Origin of the sequence: Spirillospora sp. NPDC000708, from assembly GCF_040299565.1 — a bacterium.
In the GTDB taxonomy this organism is placed as follows: Bacteria; Actinomycetota; Actinomycetes; order Streptosporangiales; family Streptosporangiaceae; genus Spirillospora.
This window is the reverse complement of the sequence record NZ_JBEPCJ010000002.1, coordinates 87,979-107,164: the sequence shown is the minus strand read 5'-3', so window position 1 is coordinate 107,164 and position 19,186 is coordinate 87,979. Positions and strand designations below refer to the sequence as shown.

General features: G+C 75.0%; 17 protein-coding genes. 6 read left to right on the top strand and 11 right to left on the bottom strand.

What is annotated here, in order from left to right; genetic code table 11:
• Positions 1 to 211: 211 nt before the first annotated feature.
• The 3 genes from ABT299_RS02045 to hrpA all read left to right on the top strand — a co-directional run bounded on the left by ABT299_RS02045 (position 212) and on the right by hrpA (position 6,567).
• A complete protein-coding gene (locus tag ABT299_RS02045) occupies positions 212 to 997 on the top strand; it encodes a ferric reductase-like transmembrane domain-containing protein (RefSeq protein WP_500249466.1) in 786 nt (261 codons plus the stop codon).
• Entirely contained in the window at positions 994 to 2,478 is a 1,485-nt protein-coding gene (locus tag ABT299_RS02040) for an NADH-ubiquinone oxidoreductase-F iron-sulfur binding region domain-containing protein (RefSeq protein WP_500249465.1), read from the top strand. Before ABT299_RS02045 ends, ABT299_RS02040 begins: the two co-directional genes overlap by 4 nt.
• Positions 2,479 to 2,628: 150 nt before the next feature.
• Positions 2,629 to 6,567 (top strand): ATP-dependent RNA helicase HrpA, encoded by a 3,939-nt coding sequence (gene hrpA, locus ABT299_RS02035; protein ID WP_500249464.1) that lies wholly within the window; start codon positions 2,629 to 2,631, stop codon positions 6,565 to 6,567.
• Between the two features lies 1 nt (position 6,568).
• On the opposite strand, the gene ABT299_RS02030 is transcribed toward hrpA, so the two are convergent.
• Entirely contained in the window at positions 6,569 to 6,790 is a 222-nt protein-coding gene (locus ABT299_RS02030) for a hypothetical protein (RefSeq protein WP_190858460.1), read from the bottom strand.
• A gap of 61 nt (positions 6,791 to 6,851) precedes the next feature.
• Here ABT299_RS02030 and pip point away from each other — a divergent pair, with 61 nt between their 5' ends.
• Both pip and ABT299_RS02020 read left to right on the top strand, forming a co-directional pair.
• Positions 6,852 to 7,805 carry a prolyl aminopeptidase gene (pip, locus tag ABT299_RS02025; protein ID WP_500249573.1) on the top strand — a complete coding sequence of 318 codons (954 nt, stop codon included), beginning with the start codon at positions 6,852 to 6,854 and terminating at the stop codon, positions 7,803 to 7,805.
• A 99-nt stretch (positions 7,806 to 7,904) separates the two neighbouring features.
• Entirely contained in the window at positions 7,905 to 9,596 is a 1,692-nt protein-coding gene (locus ABT299_RS02020; protein WP_500249463.1) for a chromosome segregation ATPase, read from the top strand.
• Between the two features lie 18 nt (positions 9,597 to 9,614).
• Here ABT299_RS02020 and ABT299_RS02015 read toward each other — a convergent pair whose 3' ends face one another.
• From ABT299_RS02015 to ABT299_RS02005, 3 genes are all read right to left on the bottom strand, one after another.
• Entirely contained in the window at positions 9,615 to 9,830 is a 216-nt protein-coding gene (locus ABT299_RS02015) for a hypothetical protein (RefSeq protein ID WP_190858457.1), read from the bottom strand.
• 144 nt (positions 9,831 to 9,974) lie between these two features.
• Positions 9,975 to 10,664, bottom strand: coding sequence for a hypothetical protein (locus tag ABT299_RS02010; RefSeq protein ID WP_190858455.1), 690 nt, complete (start codon positions 10,662 to 10,664; stop codon positions 9,975 to 9,977).
• A gap of 85 nt (positions 10,665 to 10,749) precedes the next feature.
• A complete protein-coding gene (locus tag ABT299_RS02005) occupies positions 10,750 to 11,265 on the bottom strand; it encodes a hypothetical protein (protein WP_190858453.1) in 516 nt (171 codons plus the stop codon).
• A 214-nt stretch (positions 11,266 to 11,479) separates the two neighbouring features.
• Here ABT299_RS02005 and ABT299_RS02000 point away from each other — a divergent pair, with 214 nt between their 5' ends.
• A complete protein-coding gene (locus ABT299_RS02000) occupies positions 11,480 to 12,283 on the top strand; it encodes an ABC transporter ATP-binding protein (RefSeq protein ID WP_500249462.1) in 804 nt (267 codons plus the stop codon).
• A gap of 11 nt (positions 12,284 to 12,294) precedes the next feature.
• Here ABT299_RS02000 and ABT299_RS01995 read toward each other — a convergent pair whose 3' ends face one another.
• From ABT299_RS01995 to ABT299_RS01965, 7 genes are all read right to left on the bottom strand, one after another.
• Complete coding sequence (locus ABT299_RS01995; RefSeq protein ID WP_500249461.1) at positions 12,295 to 13,647, bottom strand: AAA family ATPase; 1,353 nt, start codon at positions 13,645 to 13,647, stop codon at positions 12,295 to 12,297.
• On the bottom strand, positions 13,644 to 15,116 hold the full coding sequence (locus tag ABT299_RS01990) for a hypothetical protein (protein WP_500249460.1): 1,473 nt from the start codon (positions 15,114 to 15,116) through the stop codon (positions 13,644 to 13,646). Before ABT299_RS01990 ends, ABT299_RS01995 begins: the two co-directional genes overlap by 4 nt.
• Before the next feature lie 7 nt (positions 15,117 to 15,123).
• Positions 15,124 to 16,230 carry a hypothetical protein gene (locus tag ABT299_RS01985; RefSeq protein ID WP_387020739.1) on the bottom strand — a complete coding sequence of 369 codons (1,107 nt, stop codon included), beginning with the start codon at positions 16,228 to 16,230 and terminating at the stop codon, positions 15,124 to 15,126.
• A complete protein-coding gene (locus ABT299_RS01980; protein WP_190858443.1) occupies positions 16,227 to 17,069 on the bottom strand; it encodes a serine/threonine-protein kinase in 843 nt (280 codons plus the stop codon). Before ABT299_RS01980 ends, ABT299_RS01985 begins: the two co-directional genes overlap by 4 nt.
• 67 nt (positions 17,070 to 17,136) lie before the next feature.
• Positions 17,137 to 17,751, bottom strand: coding sequence for a class I SAM-dependent methyltransferase (locus ABT299_RS01975; RefSeq protein ID WP_500249459.1), 615 nt, complete (start codon positions 17,749 to 17,751; stop codon positions 17,137 to 17,139).
• A 10-nt stretch (positions 17,752 to 17,761) separates the two neighbouring features.
• Positions 17,762 to 18,151, bottom strand: coding sequence for a VOC family protein (locus ABT299_RS01970; RefSeq protein ID WP_190858439.1), 390 nt, complete (start codon positions 18,149 to 18,151; stop codon positions 17,762 to 17,764).
• A gap of 63 nt (positions 18,152 to 18,214) precedes the next feature.
• The gene (locus ABT299_RS01965; RefSeq protein ID WP_500193568.1) at positions 18,215 to 19,081 is read right to left on the bottom strand and encodes an NAD(P)-dependent oxidoreductase; all 867 of its coding nucleotides are present in this window, start codon (positions 19,079 to 19,081) and stop codon (positions 18,215 to 18,217) included.
• Positions 19,082 to 19,186 lie beyond the last annotated feature (105 nt).

The window sequence follows — 19,186 nt, the reverse complement described above, 5'->3', positions numbered from 1 at the left end:
CCCCCCGCCCGCGCCCCTCGTCCGCGCCCGGCGCATGCCGGGCGCGGCCGGTTCCGGTCGCGAACCTCCGTGGAACCGCCCTGACCTGCCACCATTCCGGATATCGGCGGGGGATGGGGGATGGTCGTGTCACCGAACCGGATCGTGGCGACCACGCGTCGTAGTTGCCGGGGAATGTCCCCGGACGACGTGAGAGGCAGGGGGTGCCGCCATGGCTCCTGTTGAGGGTCCGCCGCCAGGGGACGTGCCGCGCCGCGGCCCCGCCCACGAGATGACCGGCGCGTTCCTCGCCGGGCCCGGCGGCCGCCCCCGGCCCGTGGCGGCTCCCGCGGTCGCGCCGGCGCGGCGGGGACGGATCGGCGGACGCCGGGGCCGCGTCGCCGCGGGGGCGGTCGCGGCCGTCGTGGCGGGCGCCCTCCTCGGCCTCGGCGCCGAGTCCGGCGGGTCGCCGTCCCCGCTGCGCCCGGTCGGCCGGTTCCTCGACTTCTACTGCGGGGTCTTCGCGCTGGTCGCGCTGTCGCTGACGGTCATGATCGGGCTGCTGGCCACCGACCGCGCGATCCTCGCCTCCCGGCACCGGCTGCGGGCCCAGGCCGTGCACCGGGCCACCGCGTTCCTCGCCGTGGCGATGCTGGCCGTCCACATCGACTCGCAGCTCGCCGAGCACCGGGTCGGGATCGCCGGGGCGTTCCTGCCGCTGCCCGGCCGGCACGCCGCCGACTACGACATCGGCGTCATCGCCTTCTACCTCCTGATCATCGCGGTGGCCGGGGGCATCGCGCGCGGCCGCTTCGCCGCCACCCGGCGTCCGTGGATCTGGCGGGCCACGCACCTCACCGCGTACGCGGCGTGGCCGCTCGGGATCTGGCACGGCCTGACCTCCGGCCGCGCCCCCGCCGTGTGGGTGACGGCGGGCTACCTGCTGTGCGTGGCCGGAGTCGTGCTCGCGCTCGCCGCCCGCCCCGTCCTGCGGCCCCGGGAGAGGAGGACGCCGTGAGCGCGCTCGCCGTCCGGCACGTCGGCCCGCCGCGCCTCACCAAGGGGGTCGCCGACGGGGGACGCCTCGACTGGGACGCCCACCGCGCCCTGCATCCGCACCCGCGCCCCCTCACCACCGACCAGCTCGTCGCGCTGTGCGAGGAGGGGCGGCTGCACGGGCGGGGAGGCGCCGCGTTCCCGTTCGCGCGCAAGCTGCGTGCGACCGCCGACAGCGCCGTGCGGCGCGGCAAGCGGACGATCGTGGTCGTCAACGGCACCGAGGGCGAGCCCGGCAGCGCCAAGGACAAGGCGCTGCTGCGCGGCGCGCCGCACCTGATCCTGGACGGCGCCGCGCTCGCCGCGACCGCGCTCGGCTCGCTGGAGATCATCGTCGCCGTGACGGACGGGACGGCGGCCGCGTCGGTGCGGGACGCGATCGCCGAGCGCGACCTCGGCGGCCGGGCCCGCGTGGCGCTGCTGCCGGAGCGGTTCGTCACCGGCGAGAGCGGGGCGCTGGTGCGCGGCATCAACGGCAAGCGCCCGATCCCGCCCGGCCGCAAGGGCCGCGCCTCGACCCGCGGCGTGGACGGCCTGCCCACGCTGCTGTCCAACGCCGAGACCTACGCCCAGCTGGCCGTGCTCGCCGGGCTCGGCCCCGCCGGGTACCGGAAGGTCGGGACGCCCGACGAGCCCGGCACGGTGCTGCTGACCGTGACCGGCTCGGCCCGCTTCCCGGCCGTGGTGGAGACGCCCGCCGGGGCGCCGCTCGGCCACCTGCTCGACCTGTGCGGCGCGCGGGCGGGCGAGGGAGTGCTGGTCGGCGGGTACCACGGCGCCTGGCTGAAGGGCGAGGTCGCGACCCGGACCGCGGTGTCGCGCGCCGGGCTCGCGGCGGCGGGCGGCGCGCTCGGCGCCGGGATCGTCATGCCGGTCGGGCGCGGCACCTGCCCGCTCGGCGAGGCCGCGCGCGTCGCCGGGTACCTGGCCGCCGAGTCGGCCGGGCAGTGCGGGCCGTGCCGCCTCGGGTTGCCCGACGTCGCCGGCGCGCTCGCCGACATCGCCGCCGGCCGGGGCGTCGCGGCGGCCTGCGAGGCCGTCCGCCGCGCCGTCGGGATGGTCGTCGGCCGCGGCGCGTGCTCCCACCCCGACGGCACCGCCCGGTTCGTGCTGTCCGCACTGGAGGTCTTCGCCGACGACCTCGCCCGGCACGCCTCCGACGGCGGCTGCGGGCGGCCCGTCCTCGGGGTGCTGCCCGCCGAGGCGGAGGCGGCCGAGCTGCGGCTGGAGGTCGACTGGAGCCGCTGCGACGGGCACGGCCTGTGCGCCGACGTGCTGCGCGGCACCGTCCGGATGGACGAGTACAACTACCCGGTGATCCCGTCCGAGCCCATCCCGGCGCGGCTGGAGGCCGACGCGCGGCGCGCCGTCGCGATCTGCCCCGGCCTCGCCCTGCGCCTCGTCCCGCGCACGCCCCACGAGAAGGCGGGCCGGGCCTCCTAGCGGCGCAGGAATGCCCGGTGGGGCGGCGGGCGTTGTAATCGGCGCGCCGACGGAAAATGGATCGCCCGGCGCGGGCGATTCCGGCTACGGTGCGAAGGTTTGAGGGTGAGCGGGGCCTGCCGGCCTGGAACCCTATCCTTGTCGATGGTTATGAGGACGCCTGTGAGATCGCCGCTCGCCGACCTGCGCGCGCGCCTGCCCGAGCTGATGCTGCGCGACCAGCACCGGCTCCGCCGCCGCATCGACGGCGCCCAGAAGATGCGGGACGCGGCGCGGCGCGCGAAGGTCGCCGAGGAGATCGCCGCCGACGTCGAGGCCGCCGGACGGCGGGTCGAGCGGCGGCGCCTCGCCGTGCCCGAGATCACCTACCCGGCGGAGCTGCCGGTCGCGCAGAAGAAGGACGACATCCTCGCCGCGGTCCGCGACCACCAGGTCGTGATCGTCGCGGGCGAGACCGGGTCCGGCAAGACCACCCAGATCCCGAAGATCTGCCTGGAGCTCGGCCGCGGCGTGCTCGGCTCGATCGGCCACACCCAGCCGCGCCGGCTCGCCGCCCGCACCGTCGCCGACCGGATCGCCGAGGAGCTCGGCACCGAGCTCGGCGACACCGTCGGCTACAAGGTCCGCTTCACCGACAGGGCCGGCGACGACACGCTCGTGAAGCTGATGACCGACGGCATCCTGCTCGCCGAGATCCAGACCGACCGGCTGCTGCGCCAGTACGACACGCTGATCATCGACGAGGCGCACGAGCGCAGCCTGAACATCGACTTCCTGCTCGGCTACGTCAAGGAGATCCTGCCGCGGCGTCCCGACCTCAAGGTGATCATCACCTCGGCGACGATCGACCCCGAGCGGTTCTCCCGGCACTTCGGCGACGCCCCGATCGTCGAGGTCTCCGGCCGGACGTACCCGGTGGAGGTGCGGTACCGGCCGGTCGCCGACCCCGACGACCCGTCCGCCGACCCCGACCGCGACCAGATCCAGGCGATCATCGACGCGGTCGACGAGCTGGGCCGCGAGGCGCCCGGCGACGTCCTGGTCTTCCTCAGCGGCGAACGGGAGATCCGCGACACCGCCGACGCGCTCACCAAGCACTTCACCCGCCAGAGGACGGCGACCGAGGTGCTGCCGCTGTACGCGCGGCTGTCGGCCGCCGAGCAGCACCGGGTGTTCCAGGCGCATCGCGGGCGGCGCGTCGTCCTCGCGACGAACGTCGCCGAGACGTCGCTGACCGTCCCCGGCATCAAGTACGTCGTCGACCCGGGCACCGCCCGCATCTCCCGCTACAGCCACCGGCTGAAGGTGCAGCGGCTCCCGATCGAGCCGGTCTCGCAGGCGTCGGCGAACCAGCGCAAGGGGCGCTGCGGCCGCGTGTCCGAGGGCGTGTGCATCCGGCTGTACTCCGAGGAGGACTTCGAGTCCCGGCCCGAGTTCACCGACCCGGAGATCCTGCGCACGAACCTCGCGTCGGTCATCCTGCAGATGACGGCGCTCGGCCTCGGCGACATCGCCGCGTTCCCGTTCGTGGAGCCGCCGGACCGCCGCAACGTCAAGGCGGGCGTCGACCTGCTGCACGAGCTCGGCGCCATCGACCCGGCCGAGAAGGACCCGCGCAAGCGGCTCACCCCGCTCGGCCGCCGGCTCGCGCAGCTGCCCGTGGACCCGCGGCTCGCCCGCATGGTGCTGGAGGCCGACCGCAACGGGTGCGTCCGCGAGGTCCTCGTCATCGCCGCCGCGCTGTCGATCCAGGACCCGCGCGAGCGCCCCGCCGAGCACCAGCAGGCCGCCGACGAGATGCACCGCCGGTTCGCCGACCCCACGTCCGACTTCCTGGCGTACCTGAACCTGTGGAACTACCTGCGCGAGCGGCAGAAGGAGCTGTCGGGCAGCGCGTTCCGCCGCATGTGCAAGAACGAGTTCCTGCACTTCCTGCGCGTCCGCGAGTGGCAGGACCTGCACGGCCAGCTCAAGCAGGTCGCCAAGTCGCTGGGCGTCACGCTCAACACCGCCGACGCCCCGCCCGACCGCATCCACGTCTCCCTGCTCGCCGGCCTCCTCTCGCACATCGGGCTCATCGACTCCGACAAGAAGGAGAAGGACAAGCCGCGGCGCGGGCAGGAGTACCTCGGCGCGCGCGGCGCGAAGTTCGCCGTGTTCCCGGGGTCGGCGCTGTTCAAGAAGCCGCCGCGCTGGGTGATGTCGGCGGAGCTGGTCGAGACGTCCCGGCTCTGGGGGCGCATCAACGCCAAGATCGAGCCGGACTGGATCGAGCCGCTGGCGGAGCACCTCGTCAAGCGCAACTACAGCGAGCCGCACTGGTCGAAGAAGCAGGCCGCCGTCATGGCGCACGAGAAGGTCACCCTGTACGGGGTGCCGATCGTCGCCGACCGGCGCGTCAACTACGGCTCCATCGACCCGGCGCTGTCCCGCGAGCTGTTCATCCGGCACGCGCTCGTCGAGGGCGACTGGGAGACCCACCACGAGTTCTTCCACGACAACCGCGCGCTGCTCGAGGAGGTCGAGGAACTGGAGCACCGCGCCCGCCGCCGCGACATCCTCGTGGACGACGAGACGCTCTTCGACTTCTACGACGCGCGGATCCCCGAGGACGTCGTCTCCGGGCGGCACTTCGACGCGTGGTGGAAGCGGGCGCGGCGCTCGGACCCCGACCTGCTCGGGTTCGAGAAGTCGATGCTCATCAACGAGACCGCGGGCGGCGTCAGCGAGGCCGACTACCCTGACGTGTGGAAGCAGGGGCCGCTGCGGCTGCGGCTGACCTACCAGTTCGAGCCGGGCACCGACGCCGACGGCGTCACCGTCCACATCCCCGTCCAGGTCCTCAACCAGGTCCGCCCGGACGGGTTCGAATGGCAGGTCCCCGGCCTGCGCACCGAGCTGGTCACCGAGCTGATCCGGTCGCTGCCGAAGCAGCTGCGCGTCAACTTCGTCCCGGCGCCCGACTACGCCCGCAAGGTCCTCGACCGCGTCGCGCCGCGCACCGAGCCGCTGCTGGACGCGCTGGAGCGCGAGCTGACCGCGATGACGGGCGTCGCCGTCGCGCGGGAGGCGTGGGACCCCTCGCGGCTGCCCGCGCACCTGCGCATCACCTTCCGCGTCGTCGACGACCGCAAGCGCACCCTCGGCGAGGGCACCGACCTCGACGAGCTGAAACGCGGGCTCGCGGGCAAGGTGCGCGGGACGCTGGCGAAGGCCGCGTCGAACGTGGAGCGGTCCGGCCTCACCGAGTGGACGATCGGCGAGCTGCCCCGCACCTACGAGCGGCGGCAGGCCGGCTACGACGTGAAGGCGTACCCGGCGCTGACCGACGAGGGCGACAGCGTCGCCGTCCGCATGTACGAGACGGAGGCCGAGCAGCGCCGCGCCATGTGGCTCGGCACGCGCCGCCTCATCCTGCTGAACGCGCCGTCCCCGGTGAAGCTCATCCAGGGCCGCCTGACCAACAAGGGCAAGCTGGCGCTCAGCCACAACCCGCACGGGTCCGTCGCGGCGCTGTTCGACGACTGCGTCACCGCCGCCGCCGACCGGCTCATCGCCGAGGCGGGCGGGCCCGCGTGGGACGAGGCCGGCTTCCGCGCGCTGTACGACCGGGTCCGCGCCGACCTGCACGACGCCACCGCGCAGGTCGTCGGGCTGGTCGAGCGGATCCTCGCCGAGTCCCACGAGCTGGACCGGCGGCTGCGCGGCACCGCCAGCCTCACGCTCGTCCCGGCGCTGACCGACATCCGCGGGCGGCTGGCGGGCCTGATCCACCCGGGGTTCGTCACCGAGACGGGCTGGGCGCGGCTCGCCGACCTGCCCCGCTACCTGCGCGCGCTGCAGATCCGCCTCGACAAGCTCCCCGAGAACCCGGGACGCGACCGGATGCTCGCGCACCAGGTCGACGTGCTGGGGCAGGAGTACGAGCAGGCGCTCCGCCGGCTGCACCCGTCCCGCCGCGACGAGGAGCCCGCCCGGCAGATCCGCTGGATGCTGGAGGAGCTGCGGGTCAGCCTGTTCGCCCAGCAGCTCGGCACCCGGTTCCCCGTGTCCGACAAGCGCATCCGCAAGGCCATGGCCCAGCTGTAGCTCAGGCGGGGTCGCGTGCGAACAGCTCCAGATGCGCGCACCGCCGGCACCGCCACGCCTCGATCTGCCGGCGGGGCCGGCCTATGCGCTTCGCACCGCCGAACAGGCCCAGCTCGAGCGCGCCCTCGATCCAGCGCGCGTACCCCCGGCTGGCCTGCCCGGCGTCCTCGATGAAGCCGGGCTCGAAGTCGCCGCCCCCGCACTGCGTGCACGTCATCTCCATTCGCGGGATGCTAACGCGGTGCGAACATGATCAATTGTCGGATATGACTGGGGGTATGGCCTTGAGGGAGTTCTACCCGCCGATCGAGCCCTACGACTCCGGCCTGCTGGACGTCGGCGACGGGAACCGCGTCCACTGGGAGGTCTGCGGGAACCCGGACGGCAAGCCCGCGGTGTTCCTGCACGGCGGGCCCGGCGGCGGCGTGGTCCCCGCCTTCCGGCGCTTCTTCGACCCCGCCGCGTACCGGATCGTCCTGTTCGACCAGCGCAACTGCGGCCGGAGCCGCCCGCACGCCGGAGACCCCGGCGTCTCCCTCGAGCACAACACCACACCGCACCTCGTCGCCGACATCGAGCGGCTGCGCGAGCACCTGTCGATCGACCGCTGGCTGGTGTTCGGCGGCAGTTGGGGGAGCACCCTCGCGCTCGCCTACGCGCAGGCCCATCCCGAGCGGGTCACGGAGATGGTGCTGCGCGGCGTCTACCTCGTCCGGCCGTCCGACGAGGCGTGGGGGTTCACGCCGACCGGCGCCGCCCACCTGTTCCCGGCCGAGTGGGCCGCGTTCCGCGACGCGATCCCGCCGGACGAGCGGGACGACATGGTCGCCGCCTACGGCCGCCGTATCGAGGACCCGGACCCGGCCGTCCACCTGCCCGCGGCGCGGGCGTGGATGGGGTGGGAGCTGTGCGCCAACACGCTGCTGCCCGTCGCGGCGCCCGACCTCGACGACCCGGCCGTCCTCGCGTTCGCCCGTATCACGCACCATTACATCGCCGCCGGCGGATTCCTGCCCGACGGCGGCCTGCTCGCGGGCGTCGACCGGATCCGGCACGTCCCCGCCGTGATCGTCAACGGCCGCTACGACATGAAGACCCCGCCGGACCAGGCGTGGGACCTGCACCTCGCCTGGCCCGAGGCGGAGTTCCACATCGTCGAGGACGCGGGGCACGGCGGCGCCGAACCGGGCACCTTGGACCGGCTCATCGAGGCGACGGACCGGTTCGCCGTGCGGTGACGCCCGGGCGGTTCTACTCACTTCGGTGCGACGTGCGTGGTCCCACATCTACCTCGCAAGTCACTGCAGTACCGTGTACTAGTGCGTATGGTTCATTCCATGCCTAACAGCGAAGAGCGCGACAATAGCGGCCCCGAGGGGACGGCCGCGGCTCCCCAGGGCGCGGTCTCCGAGGACGGGCGTCCGCAGGGCGCCGCGTCCGCGGAGGGCGACGCGGTCGGCGGGCAGGGCTCGCCAGGGCAGCAGGGGGCCCCGCGGCAGGGCATGCCGCAGCAGTCCGCGCCGGAGGCGCGCGACGACATCGCCGGCGCCGCCGGCGCCGAGACGGCGGTCGCGCGGATGGGCGACCCCGTGACGGTCTGGCCGTGCGCGAACTGCGGGCGGCCGGTCCCGCAGCCGGTCGGGGCCGTCCGCACCGTCCGGTACTGCCAGGACAACGACGGCGCCTGCGCCCGCGAGGCCCGCGACCGCCGCGAGCGGGGCCGGGACGCGCCCGGCCTCACCGGGCAGGTCGCCTCCGCCTGGGAGATGGTCGAGCGGCTGGAGAAGGCTGCGGACCTGCTCGCCGACTCGCTGACCTCCGAGCTGAGCGTCGCCGGTGTCGAGCGCCGGGTCGCCGAGGTGCGGGCCGAGGCCGCCCGCGAGCTGGCCATCGCGCAGAGCGAGCGGGACGCCTCGCAGCGCAAGGCGGAGGAGGCGTGGCACGAGGCGTCGTCCGCCCGGGGCCGCGCCGACAAGGCCGAGAAGGACGCCGCCGAGGCCCGCGAGGAGGCCCGCCTCGCGACCGCCAAGCGCGACGCCGCGCAGCAGGCGTGGGAGGAGGCGCACCAGATCGCGCAGCAGTCGATGACGGCGAAGCTCGCCGCCGAGAGCGAGCGCGACCGCGTCGCCGCCCGCGAGACCGAGCTGCTCGCCGCGCTGGAGGCCGCCCGCGCCGAGCTGGTCGGGCTGCACGCCAAGCTCGCCGAGGCCGAGGGCGCCGCCGAGTCGCAGCGGGTCGAGGCCGCGGTCGCCAAGCAGGGCGCCGAGGACCTGCGCAACGCCATGCGCGACACCGAGGCGCAGCGCCAGCGCGCCATGCAGGCCGCCAGCAAGGCCGAGGCGGAGCGCGCCGCCGCGCTGCGCGCGCAGTCCGAGGCCGAGGCGGAGGTGGTCCGCGCCAACGCCCGCGCCGAGGACGCCGCCAAGGAGCGCGACGCCGCGCGGGCGCAGGCCGAGGCCGCCACCGGCGAGCGCGACGAGCTGACCGCCAAGATCAACGACCAGGCGGTGCAGTTGCGCCAGCTGTCCCAGTCGGTCGCCGAGCAGCAGGCCGCGCTGTCCGCCCTCGCCGAGGAGCGCGACGCCGCCCGCGCCGAGGCCGACCGCGCGCGCCGCCAGATAGACCAGCTCACCCACAACACCCTGTCGTCCAACGTCCCGCCGGGCGGCCGGCTGTCCGGCGGGAGCCCCGTCCCGCCGCCGGGCTTCGCGAACGCCCCCGGCGGCGCGCAGCCGCCGCTGGCGTCGACCGGCCCCGCCGGCGGCTCCGGCTTCCCGCTCGGCGCGCCCGTCCCGCCTGGGACGCACGGACCGAACGGGACGCACGGACCGAACGGGACGCACGGACCGAACGGAACGCACGGCGGACCGCCGCCCGGATCGTCCCAGTCGGGCGGGCACACGCTGCCGCCGCCCGCCGCCGGCGGCCCCCCGTCGCCCGCGGGCGGCCCCCCGGCGGGCGAGCCGCCGCTGCCGCGCCGGCAGCTGAAAGGAGCCGACCGGGAGGACCCGCTGTTCACCGGCCCCTGACGGCCGGGCGCCGGCGGCTCAGCCGTACTTGACGACGATCACGAGGACGACGACCGCCCCCGCGACGATCATGGTGGCCTGGCCGCGCTCGCGCACCGCCGTCCGCCGCAGGCCGGCGACCCGCCGGCGGCTCAGCCGCATGTCGGACGCGGCGCGGCGGGCCCGCTCCCAGTGCCTGCCGGTGTACACCGCGAGCGCCGCCACCCCGAGGAGAAGGAAGACCGTTCCGCCCATCTGACCCGCCTCCAGTCGCGGAAAGTCAGATTGAACAGCGGAACGGCGGTGCCGGACCATGTCGCGTGACATATTTCCCGCGGTCGGGTGGAGACGGTCTGGCGGGCGGCGGTTCCGGAGCACCGGTCCGCCGCCCCCGGCGGGTCACCGGCCGAACCGCTCCGGGTCGATCTCGATCCAGATCTGCTCGGCGCGGCCGAGCAGCCGCCCGTCGGCGCCGTACAGCGCGGTCGCCGCGTGCATCTTGCGGCCCTCCCGGCTGCGCGCCAGCCCCATCACCACGCACTCCTCACCGGCCTCGGGCACGTCGGTGACCTGCGCGGTCATCGTGCCGAGGACGGCCGGGCGGCCCGCCACGTCGAACGACCAGCCGCCGGGGCAGTCCAGCGCCGCCCACACCAGCGTCCGCTCCGGCACCCGGTCGGGCACCCACGGCGCCGCGACGGTGCCGTCGCCGACCTGCCCGGGCTCCAGCCGGAGCCCGTCGCCGGGCTCGCGCTCCGGCCCGCACACGAAGCAGCGCGGGAACGGATGGTTCTCGATCGCCCGGAACTTCTCCGCCGCCCGCAGCGCGTCCACGAACGGGACCGGCGGTACCGGCGGCACCACGATCGCCCCCGCGAGGGCCTCCGCGACGAGCGTCTCCCCGTCCCACATCCGCACGCTGTGCCCGCGCTCGTCCTCCACGGTGACCGTCAGCTCGGTCTCCAGCGGTGGCGGCTGCCGCAGCGTCACCGTCACCGTGTCGATCGGCACCCGCCCCGCCAGCAGCCCCGCCGTGTACCCCCCGTTGCCCGACCCGTCCGGGCCGTGGAACCGCCTATCGATGATCACTGGGTCCCCCGCAATCACATCCGCCGCACGAAAACGGCACCGATCATAATGAGCGGCACCGACATGCCGGGCCGTCGCCCCTGCTCTAGAGCGCGCGCGACGGCTGGGGGCGGCCCGGGCGGGTGGTGAAGAACACCGAGAGGGAGCCGCGCAGGCGGGCCCGGACGGTGTCCTCGTCGACGTCGACGTCCTCGGGGACGGGGGTGCGCTCCAGGGCGCGGGAGATGAGCACGTCGACCTTGCGGTCGGCGACCAGGACCGAGCAGGTGTCGCAGGCGTACCAGGGGTAGAGCATGTTCAGCACGGCGACGGCGGTGTCGTCGTCGGACAGGTGCGTGGTGTCGAGCTCGACCTCGAACATGTCGGTGTCCTCGGGGTCGAGCGTGGGGTAGTACAGCCACGTCGGCCCGTCGGCGCCGCAGAAGTCGCACGCGGGCTCGCCCGGCGACGCTTCGCCGACGGCGAGTTCCAGCTCGTGGTCCCACGGCTCCACCCGGCGGTTGTGCCGGTATCCCACCCCGTCCAGCGAGCCCTCGCGGTTGTGGGTGACGTCGTGCACCTCGCCGCCGCAGCGGGCGCACATGAAGCCGATCTCCTCCATGTCCCTCCCTGATCGCTGAGGCACGGCTCTCACAGTATCCGGCCGGGAGGCTCCCTCGTACCCGGCGGCGCGATCGTTCGGGTACGTTGAAGATCTTCCGCCGCTCCGGCGATCCCGGCCCGGTGTTCCGGACGCATACCCCGCGCGCCTCCCCGCATGTCCCGGTGCTCCTTCCGCGAGCCCGTCCCACCGAGCCCTCCAAAGGGAGGTCCCCTTGTCCCTTCCCGCCCCGACCGACATCGTGCTCAACGCCGACAAGATCGACCTCGTCCGGGACCGGCGGCCGCTGCTCGACCAGGTCACCATGACGGTGCTGCGCGGCGAGCACTGGGCGCTGATCGGGCCGAACGGCGCCGGCAAGAGCACGCTGCTCGGCATCCTCGGCGCCTACACCCACCCGACGCGCGGCGCCGCCGAGATCCTCGGCCGCCGGCTCGGCCGGGTGGACGTGCAGGAGCTGCGGAAGCTGATCGGCCAGGTCAACCCGCGGCACCCGCTGGAGTCGGCGCGGACCGTCCGGGAGATCGTGCTGACCGGCGTGACGGGCACCATCGAGCTCGTCCCGCGCTGGACGCCGACCGAGGACGACCTGCGCCGCGCCGACGAGCTGATCGCGCTGATGGGGCTGACGGCGCGCACCGACGCCCGCTGGCCGAACCTGTCGCAGGGGGAGCGGGGCCGGGCGCTGATCGCGCGGGCGCTGATGCCCGACCCGCCGCTGCTGCTGCTCGACGAGCCCGCCACGGGCCTGGACGTCGCGGCTCGCGAGCGGCTGCTCGCGAGCATCGACCAGCTGCGGGGCGAGCGCCCGGACCTGACGACCGTCCTGGTCACGCACCACCTGGAGGAGCTGCCGACCAGCACCAGCCACGCGCTGCTGCTGCGCGAGGGCCGGGTCCTGGCCTCGGGGCCGGCGGCCGAGGTGCTGACGACCGAGCTGGTCAGCGCGTGCTTCGACCACCCGATCACGATCACCCGGCACAAGGGCCGCTGGGCCGCCACCGCCGGGCCCGCGTAGCCGCCGGGTCCTCAGTCCGCGGCGACCCGGTGCCGGGCCAGGTGGGCGAGGATCGACTGGTTCGCCTCCCACCCGTCCGGGAACTTGACCGGCACGCCGAGGTGGACGGGCTCGGTGGACGGGTGGGCGTCCAGCAGCTCGGGGATGCCCGCCCGCGCCACCACGACGCACGCGTGCCGGTGCCGCGACGTCAGGACGCACAGCCGTCCCGACTCCAGGTGGAACGCGGTGGCGTCGCGGCGGCCCGACAGCGGGTGCAGCATGACCGTCACGTCGTACTCGCGGCCCTGCAGCCGGTTGGCGGTGTCGACGGTGATGCCCGTGCCGTGCTCGCCGAGCGCCGCGCGGATCGCGGTGACCTGGTCGCGGTGGGCGGCGCCGATCGCGACGCGGGTCGCGTCCACCGGCTTGGAGCCGAGTTCGGAGTGCGCGACCGGGCCGCGCTGCAGCAGCCGGACGGCGAGCGTCGCGGTCGCGCGGACGGCCTCGGCGTCGGTGCGCAGCGTGTGGCGGGCGGGCAGCTCGTACAGCGCCCAGCCGGTCGCGGCGGCCTCCTCCAGGGCGTGGTCGTAGCTGGTGCCCATGCCGCGCGCCCCGTACTCCAGCCGCCGGTCGCCCTTGTCCGTCCCGGCGCGGAAGCCAGTGAAGGGGTAGAACGCGTCGGACACGACCGGTGCCGCGGACGCGGGGAGCCGCCACGACACCGGCAGCCGGTGGACGGGCAGGCCGGGATTGTGCGCGAGCAGGACCGAGACGGCGCTGCGCATCGGGTCCCAGGACAGGCCGGCCCAGCGCTCGACCTCGACGGTGGAGAACGGGTCGAGCTGGCCGGGGTCGCCCACGAACAGGGCGCGCTCGAACCGGCCGGCGATGCGCAGCAGCATGTCCGAGCGCATCTGGTACGCCTCGTCGACGATCGCCCACGGCCACGACCCGTCGGACAGCGTCGCCCACTTCGCGGCGGTGGCGATGACGATGGTGTGCTCGGCGAGGTCGTCGGCCTTCTGCGCGACCCGCACCGACGGATGCGCCAGCACCCGCTCGGACGGCAGGTACCCCGACGCCGACAGCCGGCCCAGCGTCAGTTGCGGGTGCTTCGTCGCGATCCGCTCGATGAGGTCGTCGACCTGCTCGTTGGTCTGCGCCACGATCATCAGCCGCTCGCCCGCCTCGGCGAGGTGCGCGGCCGCGCGGACCACCAGCGTCGACTTGCCCGCCCCGGGCGGCGAGTCGACCACCACGCCGCGGTGCCCGCCGCCGAGGTCGGCGAGCACCCCGTCGACGGCCCGCGTCGCGGCCTCACCGGGATCGAGGCCGGGGGACGGCTCCGGCCCGGCCAGCGCGACCAGACGGCGTTCGGTCATGACCAGTCCTCTTCGGCGTCCTCGTCGGTCGGCACGTACTCCTCGGGCGGCCCGCCGTGGGTCCACGGCGTGTCCTCCCGGTCGGGGAACTTCGCGGCCCCGAACGAGCCCTCCGTCAGCGAGGTGAAGCACACCCGGTCGCCGACCGCGGGGACGGCGCCGGGCTCCGGGGTGAGCTTGCGGCCCATCCCGCCGGTCAGCTCCAGCAGCACGCCGCCGTCGCCGATCTCCACGATCCTCCCCTTCAGCGCCGGGCGCGCCGCGTTGCACACGGTCGACCCGATGTCGAGCCGCACGGGGTCCTCGGTGCGGACCCGCAGCAGCGGACGCAGCTTCGGCCGTTTGCCCGTCTCGTCCAGCCGGGCCGGGTCGCACTCGGTGACCGGCCCGCCGAACGCCTGCCCGGCCAGCCGGTGCTCGGCCATGACCAGGGGGTCGTCGAACGCGCGCTGCGCCTCGTAGGCGTCCTGGGCGCGTTCGAGATCGTGCAGCCGCCGCGCCGCCCGGACGGGCGGGTCGCGGCGCGCCTGAGGATACGCCTCGCCGAACGTCTGGTGGTAATAGGTGAAGGCGTCCCGGTCGCGCTCCCAGCGGCGCGGGACGCTCGCGCCCTCCGGCATCGCCCGCAGCAGGCCGACCGCCCGCCACATCAGGTCCCATGTCGGGGCGAGCTGCCCGCCGATGAGCGCGCGGAGCCGGTCGCCGGCGCGCGGGTCGCCGCCGGACCGGTCGTAGGCGGCGATCGCCGGGGCGAGCACCTCGTTGTCGAACGTCGGGTCGGTCGCGGGCCCGGCGGGCGGGCAGGTCACCGGGTCCTCGGCGCGCGCCGCGGCGGCGGGGCCGTCCAGCCCGTCCGGCGGGTCGATCCACCCCATCAGCGCGGCGAGGTTGCCGTCCTCCACCGAGCTCTGCCCGGTCGCCCAGTGCAGCCGCAGCACCTCCGTCATCGCGCGCAGCAGCGACGACCCCGGATGGTCGTGCCGGTCGGCGAACCACGTCAGCCAGCGGCCGAGCACCGGCACCGCCGGGTCGACCGCGTACGGGCCCTCGGTGCTGCGGAACCGCGTCGACCGGCCCAGCAGCCGCAGGAACGCGACACCGCCGCGGTTCGGTACGAGCAGCTGCGGCGCGTTGCCGTACCGGATCCGCTCGTCGCCCTCCTTGCCGGGCGGCAGCTCCTCCACCTCGCCGCGGCTCGTCTCGATGTGGTTCAGCACGAGCTTGGCCAGCTCCGCCGCGAACGCGAACCGCAGGTCGCGGTTGCGCGGCTGCGGCACCACCAGCAGCGACGGGTCGTCCGCCGCCGACCCGAGCATGACCGCCAGCGGCGCCGCCGCCTCGCCCGCGAGCTTCAACGGGATCAGCACCAGCGGCGCGTCCGACACGTGGACGTGCCGGACCGTCGCCAGCGGCTGCGCGATCCCGGCCCGCACCGCCTCCAGCCGCGCCAGCGAGCTCAGCGCGCTCATCGGGCCGTCACGCGAGGTCCCCGCGGCCGGTGCCGAGGGCCTCGGCGCGCAGCCGGGCCGCCGCGCGCAGCTGCTCGGCCGTCTCCGCGAGGTCGTCGGACGGGCGGAGCGACCCGTCCGCGAGGCCCAGCGCCGTGCCGATCGTGTCGACGCCGCCGAGGTCGTCGCGCACGGCCCGGCCGAGCGCACCCGTCGCCCCGCAGGCGCGCGCCTCGTCGCGGCAGAAGAACGCCATCTCGCAGCCCGCCATGCACTCGGGCGCGTAGCGCGCCTCCACCGTGCGGACGGAGTCGGCGAGATGCTCGCCGGGCTCGAACGTCAGGTCGCCGGGCAGCGCGTCCAGGATCCGGTCGACGCGGGTGAGGCGCGCGAGCTGCCGTTCCAGCACGGCCAGCTGCGGGCGGACGTCCAGCGGCGTCGCCGACGGCCGGTTGGAGAAGTTCTCCGGGCACACGAGGAACACCTCGTGCGACACCCGCGCCGGGTCGTGCCCGAGCTCGGCGACCAGCCGGCGCAGCGCCAGCACGTACACCGCCGACTGCCGGGCCGCCGCCGCGACCTGCTCGGGCTCGGCCTGCCCGTCCACCACCGCGAACGACTTGATCTCGATGACGTGCAGCCGGCCCTCGATCTGGAACGCGATGACGTCCGGCTCCAGGTAGGCGAGCTGCCCGCCGATCTCCAGCCGCAGCAGCGGATGGTCGAACAGGGTGCCCTCGCCGGTGTCGAGCGCCTGGGCGAGCAGCCGCCGGGTGCGGGTGTGCCGCAGCTCCCGCCCCTCGTTCCCCGCGACGACCTCCAGATCGTCGTAGGCGACCTCGGTCACCGCCAGGCCCATCCGGTCGCGCAGCAGCGTCAGCAGCTCCGCGCACCCGTCGGCCTTCACCTGCGCCTCGAACGCGTTGCCGCGCGTGATCGCGAACTGCGACTGGCCGAACGGGGACGGGAACCCGAGCGCGCGCGCCACCGCGTCCTTGTCGACGCCCGCCGCGTCCATCAGCCCGCGGCGGGCGCAGCCGGGATTGGCGGTCAGCGCCGCGATCGTGCGGGCGTCGTGGTTGCGCGGCGGAGCGCTTCCGCGCAGCCGGTCCAATTCCGGCGCGGTCTCGGTCATCGGTCCGTTTCTCCAGAGCTGGCACGTCGCCGTGCGGAATCCTGCAGGGCCCGCAGCCGGCTGCCGAACAGCCGTTCCGCGTCGTCGAGCTGGGCCCGGGCGCGCCCGGCGGCCGACGCGCGGCGCCGCCGGTCGGGCTCCCGGTGCACGTCCAGCTCGGCCCGGGCGGCCTCGGCGAGCACGGCCGGATCGACTGTACCGACCGTACCGGTGACCGCACCGGGAATGTTGGAGGCGAACCGCCACAGCAGCCGCTGCGCGTCCGGCGAGGGCGGCGTGCGCCCGGCGTGCTCGGCGAGGCGGATCGCGGAGGCGAGGAAGTCGGTGCGCGGGCTGAGCGGCCCGACGATCCGCTGCTCCAGCGGCCAGGTGCTCACCGTGAGCAGGCCGCGCGCGGGGGCGAGCAGGTCGGCGGTCAGCGCGGCGCACAGGTAGTAGGGCCGCGCGTACGGCGCGGTCCGGAACGAGCGCTCCTCGTCGCGGCGCAGGCTCGTCAGCCGCGTCCCGGGGATCTCGCCGGGGAAGAACGCCGCGTACACCGACCCGATCAGCTTGGGCGCGGCGGGCACCCCGAGCAGCGTCAGCGCCTGGTGGACCTGGTCGCGGACGGGCAGCAGCCCGCGGCGCCCGTCGCTTCCGGCGGGCGCGGGCTCCTCCGGCTCGCCGGCGTCGCCGAGGACGGCGGTGTCCCACTCCTGCTCGGCGCGGCGCAGGTCGGCGCGCAGCGCGCGGGCCGTCCGCCGGTCGCCGGTCGCCATCGCGCGGCGCACGCCGGCGCGCAGCTCCGCGATGCGCGCCTCCAGCGCGTCGGGGGCCGGGACGCCGGGGGACGGGGGCATGCGGCAGACAGTACAGGAGCTTCCAGACAGTTCCAGCGTTTTCCAGCTTTCGCGGCGGCCGATCCGATCAGCGCGGCCGGTGCCAGACGACGGAGTACCGCCAGAGCAGATGCCGGCGGAACACAGCGCCGGGCAGGAGCCGCAGCGCCTCGTCCCGCACCTCGCTCCAGGTCATGTCGGGATCGGCGAGCGGCGCGCCGGGCTCGCCCGCGGTCCCGCGCTTGAGGAGCCGGCGGTGCAGGACGTGCCCGGGCACGCCCGCCGCCCCGTACAGGAAGTCTTTCGGCCCGGCGTTGTTGGCGAGGCCGAGCACCACCAGCGCGCCGCCCGGCCGGACCGCGTCGCGCATCGCCGCCATGCCCGCGGCGAAGTCCATGTGGTGGATCGTGGCGACGCTGCACACGAAGTCGTAGTACCGCTCCGGGAGGTCGTACTCCAGCAGCCCGGCCTCGACGAAGTCGACGTTCCCGACGCCCTCGCTCAGCCTCTTCGCCTTGACGACCATCTCCGCCGACCGGTCGAGCCCGGTGACGTGGCGGGCGCGCGGCGCGAGCCGGCGCGCGAGCAGCCCGTCGCCGCTGCCGACGTCGAGCGCCTCGCCGCAGCCGCGCGGCACGTTGCGCAGGACGAGGCGGTGGTAGTGGGTGTTGTGGTTCCAGTACTCGGCGGGCGTCTCGGTCATGGCACCTCGCTCAGGATCGCGGGTCGCGTCGCAGCGGGTGCCCTTCCGGCACCTCCACGAGGACGATCCTCACGCCGTCCGGGTCCTCGATCCACATCTCCACCAGGCCCCACGGCTCCTCGCGCGGCTCGCGGACGACGCGCGCCCCGGCCGCCGCGAGCCGGTCGTGCTCGGCCCGCACGTCGCGGACCTGCAGCCAGATCATGGGGGACGGGCCGGCGCCGCCCGGCCCGTGCCCCGACACCTCCAGGAATCCGGGCCCGAGGAAGAACACGACGCCGGGGGAGTCCGGCGGCCCGAACTCGCGGTACACCGCCAGCCCCAGCACGTCGCGGTAGAACCGCCGGCTGCGGTCGAGGTCGGCCGGACGCAGCAGGATGCGGCTGCTCAGTACCTCCATGCGCCCATCCTCGCCCCGCGCCCGCCTGCGCGGCGCCCCGCCACGCCCACGGGACCGGGCGGATCAGCCGCCGAAGCTCGCCCGGTAGGTCGCGGCCATGTCCTCGTCGCCGTGGCCCTGCTCGATCACGCGGCGGAACCGGTCGCCCGCCGCGTCGTTGACGTCGACGCGGACGCCCGCCGACGCGGCCGCGTCGTGGATCAGCCGGGTGTTCTTCTCGGCGTTGCGGACGGCGAAGCTCGTCGCGTAGTCGTCGGCGAGCATCGCCTTCATCTTGATCTGCAGGTAGGCGCTGTCGAGCGCGCCGCCGGTGAGGACCTCGCCGAGCAGCGCCGGGTCGAGCCCGAGCCCCTTGGTCAGCGCGACGGACTCGGCGATGACGGAGGTGAGGGAGATGGCGTAGCTCACCGCGGCGAGTTTCAGCCGGGTGCCGGCGCCGCTCGCGCCGTCCTCGTCGAGCCAGAGCGTGCGGCTGCCGATCGCGCCGAACACCGGGTCGAGGACCGTCCGCGCGTCCTGCGGGCCGGCCGCCAGGACCATCAGCTTGCCCTGTTCGGCGGGCTGCTTCGTGCCCTGCACGGGGGAGTCCACGAAGGTCGCGCCGTGCTCGGCGGCGAACGCGGCGAGCCGCGGGACGTCGTCGACGCCGACCGTGCCCATCTGCGCCCAGATCCGCCCGTCCCGCAGCGCGGGCGCGGCGTCGGTCATCACGGCCAGCGCGGTGTCGCCGTCGTTCAGCATGGTCATGACGACGTCGGCGCCCTCGACGGCCTCGGCGGGCGAGTCGACGACGGTCGCGCCGTCCGCGGCGAGCGGCTCGGCGCGCTCCCGGGTGCGGTTCCAGGCGGCGACGCCGTGGCCGTTCTTCAGCAGGTTCCGGGCCATCGCGGCGCCCATGATCCCGGTGCCGAGCAGTGCGATCTGCGTCATCTCCGGCTCCTTTTGGACTGATCGATACATAACGGTGCGGGACAAGCCTGGCACACGGCCGCGCGTCGCGCATCCCGGAAGGTCCTTACCCGCCGGCGGCCGCCC

Bases quoted from the DNA above. Each gene is read 5' to 3' on its own strand.
- ABT299_RS02045 (WP_500249466.1), top strand. From the start codon at position 212: ATGGCTCCTGTTGAGGGTCCGCCGCCAGGGGACGTGCCGCGCCGCGGC.
- hrpA (WP_500249464.1), top strand. From the start codon at position 2,629: ATGAGGACGCCTGTGAGATCGCCGCTCGCCGACCTGCGCGCGCGCCTG.
- ABT299_RS02030 (WP_190858460.1), bottom strand. From the start codon at position 6,790: ATGGAGATGACGTGCACGCAGTGCGGGGGCGGCGACTTCGAGCCCGGC.
- ABT299_RS02020 (WP_500249463.1), top strand. From the start codon at position 7,905: ATGCCTAACAGCGAAGAGCGCGACAATAGCGGCCCCGAGGGGACGGCC.
- ABT299_RS02015 (WP_190858457.1), bottom strand. From the start codon at position 9,830: ATGGGCGGAACGGTCTTCCTTCTCCTCGGGGTGGCGGCGCTCGCGGTG.
- ABT299_RS02005 (WP_190858453.1), bottom strand. From the start codon at position 11,265: ATGGAGGAGATCGGCTTCATGTGCGCCCGCTGCGGCGGCGAGGTGCAC.
- ABT299_RS01995 (WP_500249461.1), bottom strand. From the start codon at position 13,647: ATGACCGAACGCCGTCTGGTCGCGCTGGCCGGGCCGGAGCCGTCCCCC.
- ABT299_RS01990 (WP_500249460.1), bottom strand. From the start codon at position 15,116: ATGAGCGCGCTGAGCTCGCTGGCGCGGCTGGAGGCGGTGCGGGCCGGG.
- ABT299_RS01985 (WP_387020739.1), bottom strand. From the start codon at position 16,230: ATGACCGAGACCGCGCCGGAATTGGACCGGCTGCGCGGAAGCGCTCCG.
- ABT299_RS01980 (WP_190858443.1), bottom strand. From the start codon at position 17,069: ATGCCCCCGTCCCCCGGCGTCCCGGCCCCCGACGCGCTGGAGGCGCGC.
- ABT299_RS01975 (WP_500249459.1), bottom strand. From the start codon at position 17,751: ATGACCGAGACGCCCGCCGAGTACTGGAACCACAACACCCACTACCAC.
- ABT299_RS01970 (WP_190858439.1), bottom strand. From the start codon at position 18,151: ATGGAGGTACTGAGCAGCCGCATCCTGCTGCGTCCGGCCGACCTCGAC.
- ABT299_RS01965 (WP_500193568.1), bottom strand. From the start codon at position 19,081: ATGACGCAGATCGCACTGCTCGGCACCGGGATCATGGGCGCCGCGATG.